Source organism: Microbacterium sp. 22179 (assembly GCF_052045715.1).
GTDB lineage: Bacteria > Actinomycetota > Actinomycetes > Actinomycetales > Microbacteriaceae > Microbacterium > Microbacterium galbinum.
Genome location: NZ_JBQEPJ010000006.1, coordinates 185,557 through 204,074 on the forward strand (window position 1 = coordinate 185,557; position 18,518 = coordinate 204,074).

Consider the following 18,518-nt stretch of genomic DNA (forward strand, 5'->3'; position numbering starts at 1 on the left):
GCGTAGCGTGCCGCCCATGACCACGATCACGACCGAGCTGGCCACGAGCACCCGGTGGGACGACGTGCAGCACGCGCTGACCGGAGGCGGTGACGGCGCCAGCTGTCAGTGCATCTGGCCGATGCTGCGAAACAAGGACTGGAACGAGACGACGACGCCCGAGCGCACGACGATGCTCCACGAAGAGATCGACGCGGGGCCGCCACCGGGACTGATCGCCTACGTCGACGGCGAGGCCGCCGGATGGATCCGCATCGGCCCACGAACGGTGCAGCGCCGGCTGGAGCACACCCGCGCGATCGCCGCCGCCACCGAAGAGCCGTTCGACGACGACTCGGTCTGGGCCGTGACCTGCTTCGTCGTGCGACGCGAGCACCGGGGACAGGGCCTCAACGGCGCCCTGCTGCGCGCGGCCGTCGACTATGCCCGCACAGCGGGGGCCCGTCTGATCGAGGGCTACCCCGTCGACACCGGCGGCTCGAAGCAGCAGGCGAACGAACTGTTCCACGGCATGCTCACGACGTTCCTCGCCGAGGGGTTCCGCCCGCGCGGCGAGCTGAAGACCGGGCGTCCACTCGTGACGCTCGACCTTTCGAAATGAACCCCGACGTACCTGCGTCGACCGATAGCGTGGAGCCATGAGCGACGAGCATCCGATCATCGACGACGCCGAGCTCGGCACCTTCACCCGCGCGACGACTGAACTCACCGATGGCACGGTGCTCACGCACGACTGGTACGGCGGATCGCTCGTCCGCGACGACTCCTCGATCGAGCTCATGCTCGAGGGGACGTCGGCCGAGGAATCCCGCGCACGACTCCCCCGCCTCCGCGCCGTCGTCGCCGACATCGACTCGATTCAGCGCCGCGCATCCGATGCGGTGGTCACGGCCTTCAGTCAGGGCGACCCCGAACCGTTCGAGCTCGACGAAGCCGCATCCGACCTGGCACTCGAAGCGATCGAGGCGTCGGCCGACGGCACGATCGTGCTCCACCTGACCGACACCTGCGGCACGCACTTCCCCGACGGCTACTGGCCTGCCGCCCATCTCGGCGATGACGACACCATCACGCACGTCACCGTCGAGTCCTGACCCGTCGAGCCCTGACCCGAGCATCGACCCGCCGCGACTCTACGATGGAGGGATGCACCGACGCGTCCTCTCCCCCGCGCTGGTCTGGGCCTTCACGCCCTACGCCATCGTCTCGGTCGTGCACGTCATCCTTCTATCCATCGACAGCACGGCGGCGGGACCGACGAAGATCCTGCTGATGCCGCTCCTGGCCGTCCCGCTGATCGTCTTCGCGCGGCGGATCGGATCCCCGCAGGCCACGTGGCTCCTGGCCGCGGCGCTCGTGTTCTCGTGGCTGGGCGACAGCGCGGGTGCCTTCTTCCCCGCGCTTCCCGAACTGCCGCTGATGCTCGGCTTCTTCGGTCTTGCCCACCTCGCCTACATCGCTCTCTTCGTCGGTTTCCTGACCCGGAGAAGGATGCCGTGGTGGACGCTGATCTACGCCCTCTGGTGGATCGCGATGCTGGTGATCCTCGGACCGCACACCGATGGGCTCCTCCTCGCCCTGGCGATCTACGGGCTCGTCCTTGCGGGGACAGCGGCCAGTTCGGCACGCAGCACCTCGACCATCGCGGTCGGCGGCGCCTTCTTCCTCGCGAGCGACACGGTCCTCGCCTTTCGCCTCTTCCTCCCCGAGGTCGTCTCCCCCTGGGGCAGCCCCGTCGTGATGCTGACCTACACGCTCGGGCAGGGCCTCCTCATCGCCGGCGCGATCGCCGCCCTCACCCGTAGGAGCACTCCATGAGCACCACCGCACGCGTCGACAGTTGGCTCTGGGCGGTACGCGTCTACAAGACCCGCTCCGCTGCGACCACGGCATGCCGTGCAGGGCATGTGCGCGTCAACGGCGACAAGGTCAAGGCGGCGCAGGCTCTCAAAATCGGCGATGAGGTGCGCATCCGCATCGCCGGATTCGACCGCATCCTCTTCGTGCGGCAACTCCTCGTCAAGCGCGTCGGCGCACCCCTCGCCGCCGTCGCCTACGACGACAGAACGCCCGAGCGCGAGCCCCAGGCGGCGCTCGGCCTCCGCGACCGTGGGGCCGGACGCCCCACCAAACGCGAACGCCGGGAGATCGATCGCCTGCACGCACGGTCCGAGCGCGGATCGGACGATTTCCTCCGCTGACGTCCGCTCCGCGAACACCGCGGGGACGGACTCGTTCAGAGTCGCTCGAGCAGCCATCTCGCCGAGCGCACCTGCGCCGGCTCGGTCCGCCGGATGCGGTCGGCGAGCTCGCGGTCGCTCGTGACCCCGACGACGTTCGCTCCGGAACCGACGCGCCTCTCGACCTCGGCGACGATGGCGTCATCACCGGCGGCATCCGCGCGCACGATCGAGACTCCGTGCGGATGCGCGTCCAGCGCCCGCGCCTGGCCCTCGACCACGAGCGACACCTCCGGGAACCATTCGGTTCCGCCGATGCCCAGCTCGGGGGCTGCGATTGCGACGCCGTCCAGCCGCCCGGCAAGTCGCTCGGCGGCGCCGGCACGATCCTTCCACCAACCGTCGGGAACCGACCCGACCACGTTGGCCGCATCGACGACGAGGGCCACGCGCTCTTCGAGAAGGCGGCGCAGCTCCGGCCAGGCGCGGGCGAAGCCGGGATGCAGCGGCCGGGACTCCACGTCGTCGATGGCCACCCACTCGAGCGCGACGCTCTCCGGGTCGCTGATCACGGGCTCGAAGGGCGTCTGCACATCGGCGACGACGGTCGTGTACGACCAGATCTCGAGATCGAGCACGCTGGTGAATCTCGGGCGGACGGCGCCTTCGGGCACTCCCGCTTCCTCCCGCGCCTCGCGCAACGCGCCGACGATCGAACTCTCGCCCTCGTGCAGCGCGCCGCCCGGCAGGCCCCAGGTGCCGCCGAAATGGCTCCAGGCGACGCGGTGCTGCAGCAGCACCCCGCGTTCGGCATCCACGGCCAGCAGCCCGGCAGCGCCGAAACGCCCCCAGTACCGCTCCCCCGAGTCGGCGACGACCCAGGCATCCCCGGGATCGCGCGGCCCCTCCGGGCGGCGCGGCTCATCGAAAGCGGGGGGAACGATCGTCACCCCTCCACCCTGTCACAGCCGCCGCGTCCGGGCATCGAATCGGTCACAGAGAGAAAACAGCACTCGCCCGAGGGAGCCCGCCGCAGAAGCCCAAGACATGCGAAAGCGGGCGCAACCTCGCAGAGGATGCGCCCGCTTCACGAGGACGAGGATCAGCGCTGGCGCTTCTCGCGCACCCGCATGTTGATGACGATCGGCGTTCCCTCGAACGAGTACAGCTCACGCAGGCGACGCTGGATGAACCGGCGGTACCCCGGGTCGAGGAATCCCGTCGTGAACAGCACGAACGTCGGCGGACGCGTCGACGCCTGCGTCCCGAAGAGGATGCGCGGCTGCTTGCCACCGCGCAGCGGGTGCGGGTGCTCGGCCACGAGCTCCGCGAGGAAGGCGTTGAACTTACCGGTGGGGATTCGGCGATCCCAGTTCTCCAGCGACGTCTCGAGCGCGGGCACCAGCTTGTCGAGGTGACGGCCGGTCTTCGCCGAGATGTTCACGCGCGGAGCCCAGGCGACGTGCGCGAGGTCCTGCTCGATCTCGCGCTCGAGGTAACGACGACGATCGGCGTTCTCGAGGTCGTCGTCGTTGAGACGATCCCACTTGTTGAACGCCAGCACGAGCGCGCGGCCCGACTCGAGCACGAGGTCGATGATGCGCACGTCCTGCTCGCTGATCGTCTCCGAGACGTCGAGCACGACCACGGCGACCTCGGCCTTCTCGAGAGCGGCCGAAGTACGCAGCGACGCGTAGAAGTCGGCGCCCTGCGCCATGTGCACACGACGACGGATGCCGGCGGTGTCGACCAGCGTCCACAGCTTTCCGCCCAGCTCGACGATCTCGTCGACCGGGTCGCGGGTGGTGCCGGCGAGGTCGTTGACCACGACGCGCTCCTCGCCCGCGGCCTTGTTGAGCAGCGACGACTTGCCGACGTTCGGACGGCCGAGGATCGCGACACGACGCGGTCCGCCGATCTCGGCCTTCGCGACCGCGGAGACCTCGGGCAGCTTCTTGAGCACCTCGTCGAGAAGATCCGCGACGCCACGACCGTGGATGGCCGACACCGGGTGCGGCTCGCCGAGACCGAGGTTCCAGAGGGCTGCGGCCTCGGGCTCCTGGCGCGCGTCGTCGATCTTGTTGGCGACGAGGAAGACCGGCTTGCCGCTCTTGCGCAGCAGCTTCACGACGTGCTCATCGGTCGACGTGGCACCGACCATCGCGTCGACGACGAACAGTACGACGTCGGAGAGGTCGATCGCGACCTCGGCCTGCGCGGCGACGGAGCGATCGATGCCGCGGGCATCCGGCTCCCACCCACCGGTGTCGACGAGGGTGAAGCGGCGATCCGCCCACTCCGCCTTGTAGGTGACGCGGTCGCGGGTGACGCCGGGGGTGTCCTCGACGACGGCCTCGCGGCGGCCGAGGATGCGGTTCACCAGCTGCGACTTGCCGACGTTCGGGCGCCCGACGATCGCGACGACGGGCAGGGCGGGCAGGAACTGGATCCCGTCCTCGCCCAGTTCGACACCGGCGAGGAGCGCGGCATCCTCGTCGTCGAGGTCGTAGTCGGCGAGGCCGGCACGCAGCGTCTCGGCGCGCTGCTCGGCGAGGTGCTCGTCGAGCTCCTCCATCTTCTCGGCGAGACGGTCAGGGCCGCCTTCGTATTCTTCGTCAGCCACGGTGTGCTCCTCGGAGTCGTTCGATCACCGTGAGGACGGCATCGATGGTCTGGGGGAAATCGAGCTCCGTCGAGTCGACGACCTCGACGCCGTCCGCGGCGTTGAGGAAGTCGACGACGGCGCTGTCGGAGGCGTCGCGCTTGTGCAGGGCAGCGGCGACGGCATCCGCGTTCTCGCCGGCGAGTTCACCGGCTCGGCGTGCGGCCCGCACTTCGGGGGCCGCGGTCAGCAGGATGCGGACGGGGGCGTCGGGGGCGACGACCGTCGTGATGTCGCGGCCCTCGACGACGACGGCCGGATACGGCGCCTCGGCGACGAGGGAGCGGAAGAGATCGTTGACCTGGGCCCGCACGGCGGGCACGCGGGCGACACCGCTCACGGCACCCGACACCCGCGGTTCGCGGATCTCATCGGTGATGTCGACGTCGCCGACGCGCACGGTGCGGTCGTCGGGGTCGAGCCCGAGACGCACGGGGAAGTCGGATGCCGCGGCGAGCACCGCGTCGGCATCCGCCGTGTCGGCGCCCCGGTCGAGCACGTGCCACGCGAGCGCCCGGTACGCGGATCCGGTGTCGAGGTACCCGAAGCCGAGGCGCCGCGCGACCGCCTTCGACACGCTCGACTTGCCGGAACCTGCGGGACCGTCGATCGCGATGAAGTCCACGGCCGAGGTGTCGGCGGCGGACCGGTCGAGAGAGGTGTCAGTCATTGGTGTTCCCCGCAATCCGCCATCCACGTTCCTGAAGCCCCGAGATCGCGCCGTGCAGCGAGGCCGGTTCGACGCTGATCTCGGCGAGGCCGAACTGCGCGCCCGGCGAGTGCTCGAGACGCAGGTCCTCGACGTTGACGCCGAGCTCTCCGAGCTCACCGAACAGACGGCCGAGCTGACCGGGGGTGTCATCGATCATCACGACGAGCGATTCGAAACGCCGGTTCTGGCCGTGCTTGCCAGGAAGCCGGTCGACGCCGTCGTTACCGTGACGGATCGTCTCCGCGACGACACGACGGGCACCCGCGGCGCCCGGGTCGCGCAGCGCGTCCGACACCTCACGCAGGTCGGCGGCCAGAGAATCGAGGATCTCGACGACGGGCCCGGCGTTCGCTCCGAGGATCTGCACCCACAGCTCCGGAGCGGATGCCGCGATGCGCGTCGTGTCGCGCACGCCCTGGCCCGACAGCCGAAGGGAGGCCTCGTCGGCCTCGGCCAGGCGCCCGGCGAGCAGGCTCGCGACGACCTGCGGAACGTGCGAGGTGAGAGCGACCGACCGATCGTGCTCCTCGGGCGTCATCTCCAACGGCATGGCGCCGACGTCGAGGGCGAGCGCCTCCACGAGAGCGAGGTCGGCGGCGGCGGTGTCACCGTCACGGCACACGACCCAGGGGCGCCCGATGAACAGGTCGGCGCGCGCGGAGATCGCTCCCCCGCGCTCGCGCCCGGCGAGCGGATGCGAACCGATGTAGCGAGCGAGATCGACACCGCGTTCCTGCAGCTCGCGGAACGGCTCGAGCTTCACGCTCGCGACGTCGGTGACGACGGCATCCGGGTACTGCGCGAGCTCGGCCTGGACGACGTCGGCCGTCACGTCCGGCGGCACAGCGACCACGATGAGGCGGGGACGATCGTCTTCTGCGGCGAGGCGGCCGGCGCCGTAGTCGACGGCGAGGCGCAGCTGCGCGGGCGACGAGTCCGTCAGGACGACGTCGATGCCCTTCGCGCGGAGCGCGTGTCCGACGCTCGCGCCGAGGAGTCCGGCGCCCACGACACGGACGGTCCCCGACAGACGCGGGGCGACCGCCGATCGTTCGGATCCCGGACGACGAGCAGCGTCGACGGACGTCGATCGCACGCTGGACGCACTGGACGTGTCGGTCACTCGTTCTCCTGTTGCTCGCCTGGCGCCGAGGCGACACCGGAATCACGGCGCGACAGAGTGAGCAGCGCGCCGAGTTCGATTTTACCCAGTTCGCGGGACTTTCCTGCCGGGAGCGTTCCCAGGTGGAGCGGCCCGAACTGACGACGCACCAGTTCGGTGACCGGGTGGCCCACCGCGGCCATCATGCGACGCACGATGCGGTTGCGGCCGGAGTGCAGCGTGAGCTCGACGAGACTCGATCCGCGCGAGGTGTCGAGGAGGCGGGCCTTATCGGCGCGGATGTACCCGTCCTCGAGGTCGAACCCGGCGGTCAGCTTCGCGATGGTCTGCGCCGTGACGGTGCCCTCGACCTTGGCGATGTACACCTTGGTGACGCCGAACGACGGGTGGGCGAGCACGTGCGCGAGCTCCCCGTCGTTCGTGAGGATCAGCAGACCGCTGGTCTCCGCGTCCAGGCGACCGACGTTGTAGAGGCGCTCCTCGTACTGGTCGGTGAACCGGCGCAGGTCGGGACGACCGCTCTCGTCGCGCATGCTGCTGACGACGCCGGTGGGCTTGTTGAGCATGACGTAGCGCTTCGAGACGTCGAGCTGGATCGCCGTGCCGTCGACGTCGACCAGATCTGTCTCGGGGTCGATGCGGCGTCCGAGCTCGCTCACGACCTCGCCGTTCACGCGGATGCGACCCGCGACGATGTACTCCTCGACGACACGACGGGAGGCCACACCGGCCGCGGCCAGCACCTTCTGCAGGCGGACGCCCTGCGGCGCTTCGGAATCGGTCATCGGATGGTCCCTTCGTCGAACCCATCGGCACCGTCATCGAGCAGCGGAGAGATGGGGGGCAACTCGTCGAGCGAGTTGATTCCGAGATGCTGGAGCAGCGCCTCGGTCGTGCCGTAGTTGATGGCGCCGGTCTCTGAATCGGCGAACAGTTCGGTGATCAGGCCACGAGCGAGCAGGGTGCGCACGACGGAGTCGACGTTCACCGCGCGGATCGATGCGACCTGGCTGCGAGTGACGGGCTGCTTGTAGGCGATCACGGCGAGGGTCTCGAGCGCGGCCTGCGACAGTCGCGCCGGCGCCTGCCCGCCGACGAACTCGGCGATCAGATCGTCATGGTCCTCGCGCACGTAGAGGCGCCAGCCCCCACCGACCTCGCGCAACTCGAAGCCGCGCCGGGGCCCCTGTCCGCGGCCGTCGTAGTCGTCGACCAGCGTTTCGAGCGACTGCCGAACGGCCGGCACGGGCGATCCGACCGCGGCGGCGAGGGCCACGAGTCCGATCGGCTCGTCGATGATGAGCAGGATTGCCTCGATGCGCTCCGTCAGGGGCGTCGACGGCGTCTGCTCGGTCTCGGTGTCGCTTGCGTTCTCGGGGCGGCTCACGGTCTCGGCGGCGGTCACGTCATCGGTCATAGTCGGCCCCCAGGCTCGCGAGTGTCTCGTCCGACCAGGAGTCGGCGGCCCAGCGCAGCGTCAGCTCACCGAGCGGTTCCAGTTGTTCGAAGGAGAGTGCCGCGTGCCGATAGAGCTCGAGCACCGAGATGAACCGGGCGACCACGATGCCGGGTTCGCTGACCCCCGCCACGAGCTCGCGGAAGCTCAGCGACTCGGTGCCGCGGAGGAGCGTCACGACGATCGCCGCCTGCTCGCGGATGCTCACCAGCGGCGCATGCAGATGATCGAGGCCGACGTGCGGGATCTCCTTCGGCGCGAACGCGAGGAGCGCGAGCGCGGCGAAGTCGTCGGCGGTGAGCGACCACACGAGCTCGGGCGTCTTGCGACGGTGCTTCTCGTCGAGCCGCACCGCGCGCACGTGACGACGGTCCTCCCGCTGGAGGCAGCGCGAGAACCAGGCCGACACCTCCTTGAAGGCGCGGTACTGCAGCAGACGTGCGAAGAGCAGGTCGCGTGCCTCGAGCAACGCCACGGCCTCGGCATCCACCAGTTCGCCCTGCGGCAGCAGCCCCGCCACCTTCATGTCGAGGAGCGTCGCCGCGACCACGAGGAACTCGGAGGCCTGGTCGAGTTCCTCATCGCCGTCGAGGTCGCGCAGGTAGGCGATGAACTCGTTGGTCACCGCGCTCAGCGAGACCTCGGTGATGTCCATCTCGTGCTTTGAGATGAGGTTCAGGAGCAGGTCGAACGGTCCGTCGAAGTTCGACAGCGAGACGCGGAATCCGGGATCCGATGCCGACGGCTGCTCGATGAGAGCGGCGTCGGTTTCGGGCGCGAGTGAAGCGCCTTCCGGCGCAGGGGCGGTGCCGTCGGGCGCGAGGGTGGCGTCGTACTCGGAATCAGGCGACGGCGCCACGGGCGACCAGCTCCCGCGCCAGTCGCAGATACGCCTGTGCGGCGGCGTGCTCCGGCGCGAACTCGGTGATGGGGACACCCGACACCGACGCATCGGGGAACTTCACGGTGCGACCGATCACGGTCTCGAGCACGTCGTCGCCGAACGCCTCGACGACGCGTTCGAGCACCTCGCGCGAGTGCAGCGTGCGCGGGTCGTACATCGTCGCGAGCAGGCCGTCCATCGTGATCGAGGGGTTGAGCCGATCGCGCACCTTGTCGATCGTCTCGATCAGGAGCGCGACACCGCGCAGCGCGAAGAACTCGCACTCGAGCGGGATGATCACGCCATGCGCCGCGGTGAGGGCGTTCACCGTCAGCAGGCCGAGCGACGGCTGGCAGTCGATGAGGATGACGTCGTACTCCCCCGCGACCTGGCGGAGCACCCGGGCGAGGATCGTCTCGCGGGCGACCTCGTTCACGAGGTGCACCTCGGCGGCGGACAGATCGATGTTCGCGGGCAGGACGTCGAGGTTCTCGACGCTGGAGTGGACGATCGCGTCGTTCGCGTCGCGCTTGGTGTCGAGCAGCAGGTCGTAGATCGTCGGCACGTCGTGCGTCTGGATGCCCAGGCCTGCGGAGAGGGCACCCTGCGGGTCGAAGTCGACCGCGAGTACCTTGCGCCCGTATTCGGCGAGGGCTGCCGCCAGGTTGATGGTCGTCGTCGTCTTGCCGACGCCACCCTTCTGGTTGCACAGCGCGATGATCCTCGCGGGACCGTGGGAGCTCAACGGTTCGGGTGTGTCGAACCCGTGATAGGGCCGACCGGTGGGTCCCATGGGTGTCTCGTCGACCTTCTTGGCCGTCGCCCTGGACTTCGCCGCTTTCTCCGCCACCGGTTCTCCTGCTCCTTCGTGCTTGCTCGATTCTAGCGGTCGCCCTCTCCCTCACACGCCGCGCAACGCGGCGACCGGCTCGATGCGTGCGGCGCGCCGTGCCGGATACCAGCCCGATCCCCATCCCACCAGCGCCCCCAGGAAGATCCCGGCGACGGCGATCAGCGGGTCGGTGACCGGCGACCACCCCTGGACGGCCGCGACCACGATCACCGCGACGACCCCGAGGGCGGAGCCGATGATCCCCCCGATGAAGCCGATCACGATCGACTCGACCATGAACTGCCCGCCGATCTGGCGACGCGTCGCGCCCAGCGCCCGACGGAGACCGATCTCACCGATGCGCTCCATGACCGAGAGCAGGGTGACGTTCGCGATCCCGAGCCCACCGGCGAGGAGCGCGATGATCCCGAGGATGAGGAAGACGACGTTCACATCGGCCTGCACGTTCTGGCTGAGGTCGGAGGATGCCGCCGGCGCGCGTGCGTCCAGTGATTCCGGGTCGTCGGGCTGGAGCGCGAGCACCGACTGCTCGGCGACCTGAGGCCCCGCACCGACGACGATGTGGATCGCCAGCTCCGACGGCGCGGCCAATCCGAAGTCCGCGCGTGCCGCTCCCTGCGGGATGATCACCCCGTCGACGAACTCGGAGCGCCTCTCCATCCCGTCGATGATGCCGATGACGGAATACGACACGCCGGCGATGAAGATCGACGGCTGGGAATCGACACGATTGATCCCCATCCGCTCCGCGGCGCGCTGGCCGAGGACCGCCACGCGATCACCCCGCTCGTCGTGACCGTCGTCGAAGAAGCGTCCCGTCACGAGTTCCCCGTCGACGGCATCCGGCAGATCCTGGGTCGTCGCGAACAGCTTCGGCGAGGCGGTGATCGGAGCCGAGGGGTCGTTCACCGGCACGGCCGTGATCGTCTCGCCGTCGGCGAGTTCGACGTCGGCGATGAGAGCCGCGCTGTCGACACCGGCGAGGAGTTTCACACGCTCCGGGGCGTCCCAGGGCAGCCGTCCGGCAGCGACGGTCGTGTTCTCCCGGCCGGACTGCGCCTTCGCCGGCGTGACGACGACCTGGGTCGCTGCGACTCCGTCGAACTGCGCGGCGATCTGCGCCGCCGCCGTCTGGGCGAACCCGAGCGTCGCGACCAGCGAGGCGATGCCGAGCACGGTTCCGAGGATCGTCATCACCAGACGCGCGGGCCTCGATCCGATATCGGCCGTCGCCTCGGCGACCAGGTCCTGGAACGTGAACCGATCGGCATGCTTCACCGACGGCAGGAGCGCCGTCGCCGCATTCTCGGGCGCCGCATTCTCGGGGGCTGCGCTCTCAGACGCGGAGTTCTCGGCTGTCGTGCCCTCGGCCGTATCGTGCGTCGACCCGGCATCCCTGCGTCGACGCCGGAGCAGGCGCATCACAGCTCGCTCAATCGGCCGTCGGAGATGCGGATGCTCCGCCCGGCGCGGCGCGCGACCGCATCGTCATGCGTGATGACGATGAGGGTGAGCCCGTCCGCGTTGAGCTCCTCGAAGAGTTCCATGACCTCGCCGGAGGTGCGCTGGTCGAGGTTGCCCGTCGGCTCATCGGCCAGCAGCAGCTGGGGTCCGCTGACGACCGCGCGCGCAACGGCGACGCGCTGCCGCTCGCCGCCGGACAGCGAGTTCGGGAAGAAGTCGATGCGGTGTCCGAGGCCCACCCGGGAGAGCGCCTCGCGCGCCCGCTCCTCGCGTTCGCGCCGAGGAACACCGCTGTAGAGCATGGGCATGAGCACGTTGTCGAGCACGCTGCGTCGGGGAAGCAGATGGAACGATTGGAAGACGAAGCCGATGAATCGGGCGCGCACCGCCGCACGCTCGTCGTCCGACAGGTCTCCCGTGAGCGATCCTGCCAGCCGATACTCCCCGACGCTGGGCCGGTCGAGCAGCCCGAGCAGGTTGAGCATGGTCGACTTGCCGGATCCGCTGGGTCCGACGATCGAGATGTAGTCCCCCGCCGCGACGCTCAGCGTGGCCGCTTTCAACGCCTGGACCTCGGGCGGCCCGGGGAACGAACGCGTCACGTCACGGAGCTCGACCAGCGGCGGCGCGGCCGTCACCGGCCCACCACCACGAGATCGCCCTCGTCGAGTTCACCGTCGACCGGGGTCACTTCGACGGCGCCCTTGGCCGCGAGACCCGGCTCGACGACGACGAGGCGCGTCATGGCGTCCTCGCCCTCTCGGGGATCGGACTCGACCACTTCGACGCGCGACTCACCACCGGGGCCGGCAGTGAGTGCCGCGAGCGGCACCGAGAGCACGTCGCCGTCCGTGGCTCCGACCGCGATCTTGACCCGGACGTTGCTCCCCTGGAGCTGGCTGATCTGCTCGGGCGTGAGCGGGTCCGGTTCGAGGATCACCGACCACCGAGCACTGCTGTCCTTGCCCTCCTTGAGCGTCGCGATCACCCCACGGTGCTCGGTGCCGTCCGGCAGCTCGAACGTCGCCTCGGCTCCCGCCTCGAGCAGGCGGGCATCGGCCTCGGCCGCAGCCCCAGTGAGACGAACGGTCGCGCCCGACACGGTCATCGCTGCGCCCTCGATGATCGAGCCGCGCTGCACGTTCACCGCGTCCACACGACGCGGAAGTTCGGTGAGGTACAGCACCTCGCTGGCAGGCAGGAAGGGAAGCGCCTTCTGACGCGCCTCCTCGAGCGCCTCGTTCGCCGAGGCTACGGCGGCGCGCGCGCTCTCCAGAGCGGATGCTTCGCTGCTCGTGTCCCGCGGCGCCCAGATCGCATCCCGTTCGAGATTCGCCGTGTGCAGGGCGCGCTCCGCGGCAGGGACTCCTTCGCCGGCAGCGCGCGCGGCGTCGAGCGCCTCCACAGCCGTCTGCACGGCGACATCCGCCTGGAAGGCTTCGACCGGGGTCGGGCCCGCTCCCGCGGCGGTCAGCGCCTTCTCGGCGTCGGCGACTCCGGACTGCGCGGAACGGACGGCCTCTTCGGCGGACCGCACGCCATCGGCGGTCCCCTCCTCAGATTCCGGCACCGGGTACCCGGCCTGCGCGTAGAGCTGCGCGATCCCCTCGGCGGTGGCCTGGTCGAACATGTTGGAATTCACGTCGCCGGCGCCGATGCCGACACTCGCGAGCGCCTGCTTCAGCTGCAGCACGTCCGGACCAGAGACGCCGAAACGCAGGGTGCGATACGCCGGAAGTTCTCCAGGCAGGACGATCACCGGGCGTCCGACGATCTCGAGCGCGACCGAGAGCGGTTCGAGCGTGGCCCCCACCTCCGGCGTCTTCCCGGTGACGACGGCGCCGCCGGTGAGGGTGGACGTGTCGATCTTGACGTCGACGGCATCCGCGTATCCGACGTCCGCGCGCAGGGTGACGTCGTTGCTCAACGGGCCGAACTCCACCGGGGCGGTTACGAGACCGGGCTCGGGCGCATCCGCGCTCGATGCGTCGGGCGAGAGCAGGAAGCGCCCGACCAGCAGCCCGGCCACCAGGCAGACCACCGCCGCGAGCGCCACGATCCAGAGGGTGCGGTTGCCGCGGAGCACGCGGCCCCACCCGTTCACCCGCGAAGTGTTCGTCGTTCCCGCGGCGTCGTCGGCGGGGCCGTCGATCAGGTCGGTGAACGTCGTGGTCTCCGCCGTGGCAGAGTTCTCCCCTGCCCCGGCGTCGCTTCCCTCTGCGGGGATCTGGGTCGTCGGGGTCTCATCGTCGCGCATCACTTGCTCTGCTCGGCGGCGGCCTTGAAGGCGTCGAGGTCGGCCTTGTTGGCGGCGATGAACTTCTCCTCCAGCGCGAACTGGATCTCCATCGACTTCTTCGTGAACGACGTCTTCTCGCGGCACTCGAGATCGACGAGGGCGAGGGCGATCTCCCGCTCACCCAGTTCCTTCATCTCGGGGCTCTCGCTCGGGTCGACGAAGTCGGGCGAGTCGAGGTCGACCTGCTCGGAGCCATCACCGTAGGCCGCGTCGTACAGCGCGTTCTGGTCGTCGATGATCGACTGACCGGCATCCATCTGCTTCTCGAATCCGGGCTCGCCCTTGTCGGCCATGCAGGAGGCCCACTCCGCGTTCAGATCGGCGAGCTCGGGGGCGTCCTGCGACGTCGTCCACAGCTCTTCCATGTTGGCGCGCAGCTCGGCGAACTCCTCGGCCTGCCACAGGTCATCGCCCTCGAGTTCGTGCTGCGCCCAGCCCTGGCATCCGGCCGTCTCCCAGTTGTACTCGTAGCTGCCGTCCTCCGACATCTCGGACTCCTCCTGCGGCGGGCCGTACAGCACCTCGTAGAACGCCGTCTGCTCGGACTCCGAGAGCGACGAGACGTAGTCCGCGTTCGGGTCGACGTACTCCTGGTCGGTGGGGCCCTCGTCCTGCTGCTCGGCGAACGGGCTGTTGACGTAGCCGTAGCCGTACTTCTCGACCCATTCCCGCTTGTCCGGCTCCCACTCGCCGCCGTCGCTGGTCATCACGCCGCCGCTGCTGGTGTTCGGGACGTACTCGAATCCCTCCTCCGACATGCACTCCGAGATCAGTTCCTCGACCTTGACCTGCTGCTCGTCGAACTTCTTCTGCTGCTCCTCGGGCGAGAGGTCGCTGCCCCAGGCCGCGGCGAGGTACTCGTTCAGGGGCGAGTCCTCGTAGGACAGCTCGTCGGAGGACGCGCCTCCGCAGCCCGAGAGGACGAGCACCATGGCGGTCGCCGCGAGCGCAGCGAGAGGAACGGTGGAACGCATGTGGGGACTCCTTTGTGCATCCGGCGAGTACCGGAATATCCCACACTAGAGATTCGGATCCGTTCCGCGCGTCCACCGAAAGGATGACATGGCCGGGCGCGCGGAACGGTCGGATCAAGCTCCTCGCAGGGCGGCCACCGGCTCGATCCGCGCGGCCCGGCGCGCCGGATACCACCCCGACGCCCACCCGACGAGAGCCCCGAGAAGAGCGCCGGCGCCGGCGATCACGGGGTCGGTCACGGGAGCCCAGCCCTGCACCATCGCGACGACGATGACGCCGATCACCCCGAGCGCCGAGCCGATCAGGCCTCCGACGAAGCCGATGACGATGGACTCCACCATGAACTGCCGCCCGATCTGGCGACGGGTGGCTCCCAGTGCGCGGCGGAGGCCGATCTCTCCCACCCTCTCCATGACCGACAGCAGAGTGACGTTCGCGATGCCGAGTCCGCCGGCGAGCAACGCGATCACGCCGAGGATGAGGAACACGATGTTCACATCGGCCTGCACGTTCTGGCTGAGTTCGGATGCGGCCGCAGGGGCTCGCGCCTTGAGCGTGTCGGGCGCGTCGGGCTCGAGCGCGAGCACCGATTGCTTCGCGACCTGCGGCCCCGCACCGACGGCGATGTGGATCGTGAGTTCCGAGGGTGCTTCGAGGCCGAAGTCGGCGCGCGCGGCGCCCTGCGGAACGATCACGCCGTCGAGGAACTCCCCTCGACGATCCATTCCGTCGATGATCCCGATCACCGAGTACGGCACGCCCGCGATGAAGATCGAAGGCTGCGAGTCGACGCGGTTGATCCCCATGCGCTCCGCGGCGGTGCGGCCGAGCACGGCGACCCGATCTCCGCGCACGTCGTGCCCGTCGTCGAAGAACCGACCGGTGACCAGATGCCCGTCGACGGCGTCGGGAAGGTCCTGAGTGGTGGCGAAGAGCTTCGGCGGGGCCACGGCGGGGGCCGAGGGGTCGTTCACCGGGACCGCGGTGATCGTCTCTCCCTCGGGCAGCTCCAGTTGAGCGGTGAGGGCCGCGCTCTCGACGCCGGCGAGCAGCTTCACGCGCTCCGGAGAGTCCCAGGGCAGTCGCCCGGCCGCGACCGTCGTGTTCTCCTGCCCCGTCTCCGCTTCGAGCGGGGCCACCACGACCTGCCGCGACGCGACGCCGTCGAACTGGCGTGCGACCTGCGCGGCGGCCGTCTGGGCGAACCCGAGAGTGGCGACGAGAGAGGCGATGCCGAGCACCGTGCCGAGGATCGTCATGACCAATCGTGCGGGGCGCGAGCCGATATCGGCCGTGGCTTCGGTGACCAGATCCTGGAACGTGAATCGGTCGGCATGAGCGACGTCGGAGAGCAGAGCGGTCGCGGAGGTCGCGGCGTCCGGAGCATCGGAGTCTGCGGTCGCGGCAGCGTCGTTCTCGGCATCCGTCGTCCCCTGCTCCGCCGATGCGGCTTTCTCCGCACGCCGATGCCGGCGGCGCGGCGAGTCCGGCGTCACAGTTCGCTCAATCGGCCGTCGGCGATGCGGATACTGCGGCGAGCGCGGCGCGCCACCACAGGGTCGTGCGTGATGACGATGAGCGTGAGGCCGTCGTCGTTGAGCTCTTCGAAGAGTTCCATGACCTCACCCGACGTCGTCTGGTCGAGGTTGCCCGTGGGCTCGTCGGCGAGCAGCAGCTTCGGGCCGCTGACGACGGCGCGCGCGATCGCGACGCGCTGGCGCTCTCCGCCCGAGAGCGAGTTCGGGAAGAACTCGATCCGGTGCCCGAGTCCGACGCGCTTCAGCGCGTCTCGAGCGCGCGCCTCCCGCTCCCTGCGGGGGACCCCGCTGTAGAGCATCGGCATCAACACGTTATCGAGCACGCTGCGGCGCGGCATCAGGTGGAACGCCTGGAAGACGAATCCGATGAAGCGCGCCCGCACGGCCGCGCGTTCGTCGTCGGTCAGGTCGCCGGTCAACGAGCCGGCGAGCCGGTACTCCCCTACGCTCGGGCGGTCGAGCAGTCCCAAGAGGTTGAGCATCGTCGACTTGCCGGAGCCGCTGGGCCCGACGATCGAGATGTAGTCGCCGGCATCGGCCTTCAGGTTCACGCCCTTCAGAGCCTGCACCTCGGGCGGTCCGGGGAACGAGCGGGTGACGTCTCGCAGTTCGACCAGTGCGGTGTTCACTCTCCGATCACCACCAGGTCGCCCTTGTCGAGTTCGCCTTCGACGGGTGTGACCTCGACGGCCCCCTTCGCCGCGAGACCGGTCTCCACGACCACGATGTGCGTCTTGGCTTCGTCGCCCTCCCGGGGGTCCGAATCGACGACCTCGACGCGCGATTCGCCACCCGGGCCAGCCGTCACGGCCGCGAGAGGTACCGAGAGCACCTCGCCCTCGGTCTTGCCGACGGGCACCTTCACACGGACGTTCTGTCCCTTGAGTGCTTCGATCTGCTCGGGCTTCAGGGGATCGGGCTCGAGGATCACGGTCCAGCGGGAGGACTCCCCCTCGCCCTTCGCCACCGCGGCGATCACGGCGTGGAACTCCGTGCCATCGCCGCCGGTGAGTTCGAACGTCGCCTCGCCGCCCTTCTTGAGGAGGGCCCCGTCTGCTTCCGCGGCCGCGCCGGTCAGGCGGATCGTTGCCCCGGAGACGGTCATGGCCGCGTCCGACAGCACGGCGCCGCGCTTGACCTTCACCTCATCGACGCGACGCGGCAGCTCGGTCAGGAACAGTACTTCGCTGGCGGGGAGGAACGGGAGGGCGTTCTGTCGCGCCTCTTCCAGGTCCTTCTCTGCGGCCGTCAGATCTTCTCGCGATGAGTCGAGTGTGGCCTGTTCGGCACTCGTGTTCTTCGGGGCGAGAGCCTCGTCACGTTCAGCCCGCGCTTTCTCCAGATTCACTTGCGCTTGTTGGAGGCCCTCACCCGACTTCTGGGCGGCCGCGAGTTCCGCTTCGGCGATCGTGACGGCGCCGTTGAGATCGATCAGCTCGGACCCCTTCGGCCCCTCGCCAGCCTTGGCGAGCGCTTGCTCATTGGACGTCACGGTGTCCTGCGCCGTGCGCACCGCCTTCTCTGCCACGGCAACAGCGTCTTCAGCACCTTCTTCGTCCGACTTCGGTACCGGATAGCCCGCTTTCGCATACATCGCCCCGACGGCATCCGCGGTCGCCTGATCGTAGAGGTTCGACTTCACGTCGCCGACGCCGAAGCCGAGGCCCGCGAGCGCCTGCTTGAGCTGGAGCACGTCGGGGCCCGAGGTTCCGAACTTCATCGTGCGGTAGGCGGGCAGCTCGCCGGGGAGCACGATGACCGGGCGCCCCGCCACCTCCAGCGCGACGGAGAGCGGATTGAGCACCGTGCCGACGGCAGGGGGAGCCATCGTCACCACGGCCGCACCTCCGGACAGCCCGGAGGTGTCGATCTTCACGTCGACGGCATCCGCGTAGCCGACGTCCGCGCGCAGCGTGACGTCGTTCGTCAGCTCGCCGAACTCGACCGGCGCGGTCACCAGCCCGGGATCAGGCGCATCGGCCGATGCGTCCTCCGGCGTCAGGACGAATCGGCCGACCAGCAGCCCGGCGACGAGGCACACGACCGCACTGGCGGCGACGATCCACAGCGTTCGGTTGCCACGGAGCACGCGGCCCCAGCCCGACACACGGGAAGACTCGGTCGGTGCTGATTCCTCATCGGGCGCGTCAGCGTCGCCCGCAAGGTCGAGATTCTCGAGTCGGATGTCGTCATCCGGCGCGTCGTAGAGCAGTTCCGAGAAGGTAGTCGTCGGGGTCGCGTCCTGGATCCTCGCCAGTTCGGCGCGTGACGTGATCGGCTCGGTGCGATCATTCTCGTGGTGGTCGTTCGTGCGTTCGTCGTTCTCGTCAGGTGTGTTCATGGTCAGTTGATGTCCATTCGAATCTGCTCCGG

19 protein-coding genes are annotated in these 18,518 nt (G+C 69.3%); 4 read left to right on the forward strand and 15 right to left on the reverse strand.

The window, feature by feature from the left end:
- Window positions 1-16 precede the first annotated feature (16 nt).
- The 4 genes from ACTJKK_RS14235 to ACTJKK_RS14250 are packed head-to-tail and all read left to right on the forward strand — an operon-like array spanning window position 17 to window position 2,201.
- Window positions 17-601, forward strand: a complete 585-nt coding sequence (locus tag ACTJKK_RS14235; RefSeq protein WP_440748466.1) for a GNAT family N-acetyltransferase — start codon at window positions 17-19, stop codon at window positions 599-601.
- A 37-nt stretch (window positions 602-638) separates the two neighbouring features.
- Window positions 639-1,094: a hypothetical protein gene (locus ACTJKK_RS14240; protein WP_440748467.1), complete on the forward strand. Its 456-nt coding sequence runs from the start codon at window positions 639-641 to the stop codon at window positions 1,092-1,094.
- A gap of 52 nt (window positions 1,095-1,146) precedes the next feature.
- Window positions 1,147-1,818, forward strand: a complete 672-nt coding sequence (locus tag ACTJKK_RS14245) for a lysoplasmalogenase family protein (protein ID WP_440748468.1) — start codon at window positions 1,147-1,149, stop codon at window positions 1,816-1,818.
- The gene (locus ACTJKK_RS14250) at window positions 1,815-2,201 is read left to right on the forward strand and encodes an RNA-binding S4 domain-containing protein (protein WP_247622045.1); all 387 of its coding nucleotides are present in this window, start codon (window positions 1,815-1,817) and stop codon (window positions 2,199-2,201) included. The genes ACTJKK_RS14245 and ACTJKK_RS14250 overlap by 4 nt, the downstream gene beginning before the upstream one ends.
- 35 nt (window positions 2,202-2,236) lie before the next feature.
- Here the strand turns inward: ACTJKK_RS14250 and ACTJKK_RS14255 are convergent, their stop codons facing one another.
- The 15 genes from ACTJKK_RS14255 to ACTJKK_RS14325 form a co-directional block, all read right to left on the reverse strand.
- Window positions 2,237-3,130, reverse strand: a complete 894-nt coding sequence (locus ACTJKK_RS14255; protein WP_440748469.1) for an NUDIX domain-containing protein — start codon at window positions 3,128-3,130, stop codon at window positions 2,237-2,239.
- Between the two features lie 152 nt (window positions 3,131-3,282).
- On the reverse strand, window positions 3,283-4,755 hold the full coding sequence (gene der, locus ACTJKK_RS14260; protein ID WP_440748490.1) for a ribosome biogenesis GTPase Der: 1,473 nt from the start codon (window positions 4,753-4,755) through the stop codon (window positions 3,283-3,285).
- Window positions 4,756-4,795: 40 nt separating this feature from the next.
- Window positions 4,796-5,512, reverse strand: coding sequence for a (d)CMP kinase (gene cmk, locus ACTJKK_RS14265; RefSeq protein WP_440748470.1), 717 nt, complete (start codon window positions 5,510-5,512; stop codon window positions 4,796-4,798).
- Window positions 5,505-6,650, reverse strand: a complete 1,146-nt coding sequence (locus ACTJKK_RS14270; RefSeq protein ID WP_440748491.1) for a prephenate dehydrogenase — start codon at window positions 6,648-6,650, stop codon at window positions 5,505-5,507. The genes cmk and ACTJKK_RS14270 overlap by 8 nt, the downstream gene beginning before the upstream one ends.
- Before the next feature lie 23 nt (window positions 6,651-6,673).
- Complete coding sequence (locus ACTJKK_RS14275; RefSeq protein ID WP_440748471.1) at window positions 6,674-7,462, reverse strand: pseudouridine synthase; 789 nt, start codon at window positions 7,460-7,462, stop codon at window positions 6,674-6,676.
- Window positions 7,459-8,094: an SMC-Scp complex subunit ScpB gene (gene scpB / locus ACTJKK_RS14280; protein WP_440748472.1), complete on the reverse strand. Its 636-nt coding sequence runs from the start codon at window positions 8,092-8,094 to the stop codon at window positions 7,459-7,461. The genes ACTJKK_RS14275 and scpB overlap by 4 nt, the downstream gene beginning before the upstream one ends.
- The gene (locus ACTJKK_RS14285; protein WP_404596154.1) at window positions 8,084-8,992 is read right to left on the reverse strand and encodes a segregation and condensation protein A; all 909 of its coding nucleotides are present in this window, start codon (window positions 8,990-8,992) and stop codon (window positions 8,084-8,086) included. The genes scpB and ACTJKK_RS14285 overlap by 11 nt, the downstream gene beginning before the upstream one ends.
- Entirely contained in the window at window positions 8,976-9,809 is an 834-nt protein-coding gene (locus tag ACTJKK_RS14290) for a ParA family protein (protein ID WP_247624672.1), read from the reverse strand. The genes ACTJKK_RS14285 and ACTJKK_RS14290 overlap by 17 nt, the downstream gene beginning before the upstream one ends.
- A gap of 108 nt (window positions 9,810-9,917) precedes the next feature.
- The gene (locus ACTJKK_RS14295; RefSeq protein WP_440748473.1) at window positions 9,918-11,294 is read right to left on the reverse strand and encodes an ABC transporter permease; all 1,377 of its coding nucleotides are present in this window, start codon (window positions 11,292-11,294) and stop codon (window positions 9,918-9,920) included.
- Window positions 11,291-11,971, reverse strand: coding sequence for an ABC transporter ATP-binding protein (locus ACTJKK_RS14300; protein ID WP_247622039.1), 681 nt, complete (start codon window positions 11,969-11,971; stop codon window positions 11,291-11,293). Before ACTJKK_RS14300 ends, ACTJKK_RS14295 begins: the two co-directional genes overlap by 4 nt.
- Window positions 11,968-13,590 (reverse strand): hypothetical protein, encoded by a 1,623-nt coding sequence (locus ACTJKK_RS14305; RefSeq protein ID WP_440748474.1) that lies wholly within the window; start codon window positions 13,588-13,590, stop codon window positions 11,968-11,970. The genes ACTJKK_RS14300 and ACTJKK_RS14305 overlap by 4 nt, the downstream gene beginning before the upstream one ends.
- Window positions 13,590-14,606: a hypothetical protein gene (locus ACTJKK_RS14310; protein WP_440748475.1), complete on the reverse strand. Its 1,017-nt coding sequence runs from the start codon at window positions 14,604-14,606 to the stop codon at window positions 13,590-13,592. The genes ACTJKK_RS14305 and ACTJKK_RS14310 overlap by 1 nt, the downstream gene beginning before the upstream one ends.
- Before the next feature lie 114 nt (window positions 14,607-14,720).
- Window positions 14,721-15,962 (reverse strand): ABC transporter permease, encoded by a 1,242-nt coding sequence (locus ACTJKK_RS14315; RefSeq protein ID WP_440748492.1) that lies wholly within the window; start codon window positions 15,960-15,962, stop codon window positions 14,721-14,723.
- 137 nt (window positions 15,963-16,099) lie between these two features.
- The gene (locus tag ACTJKK_RS14320; RefSeq protein ID WP_440748476.1) at window positions 16,100-16,774 is read right to left on the reverse strand and encodes an ABC transporter ATP-binding protein; all 675 of its coding nucleotides are present in this window, start codon (window positions 16,772-16,774) and stop codon (window positions 16,100-16,102) included.
- The gene (locus tag ACTJKK_RS14325; protein ID WP_440748477.1) at window positions 16,771-18,486 is read right to left on the reverse strand and encodes a hypothetical protein; all 1,716 of its coding nucleotides are present in this window, start codon (window positions 18,484-18,486) and stop codon (window positions 16,771-16,773) included. The genes ACTJKK_RS14320 and ACTJKK_RS14325 overlap by 4 nt, the downstream gene beginning before the upstream one ends.
- Between the last annotated feature and the right edge of the window lie 32 nt (window positions 18,487-18,518).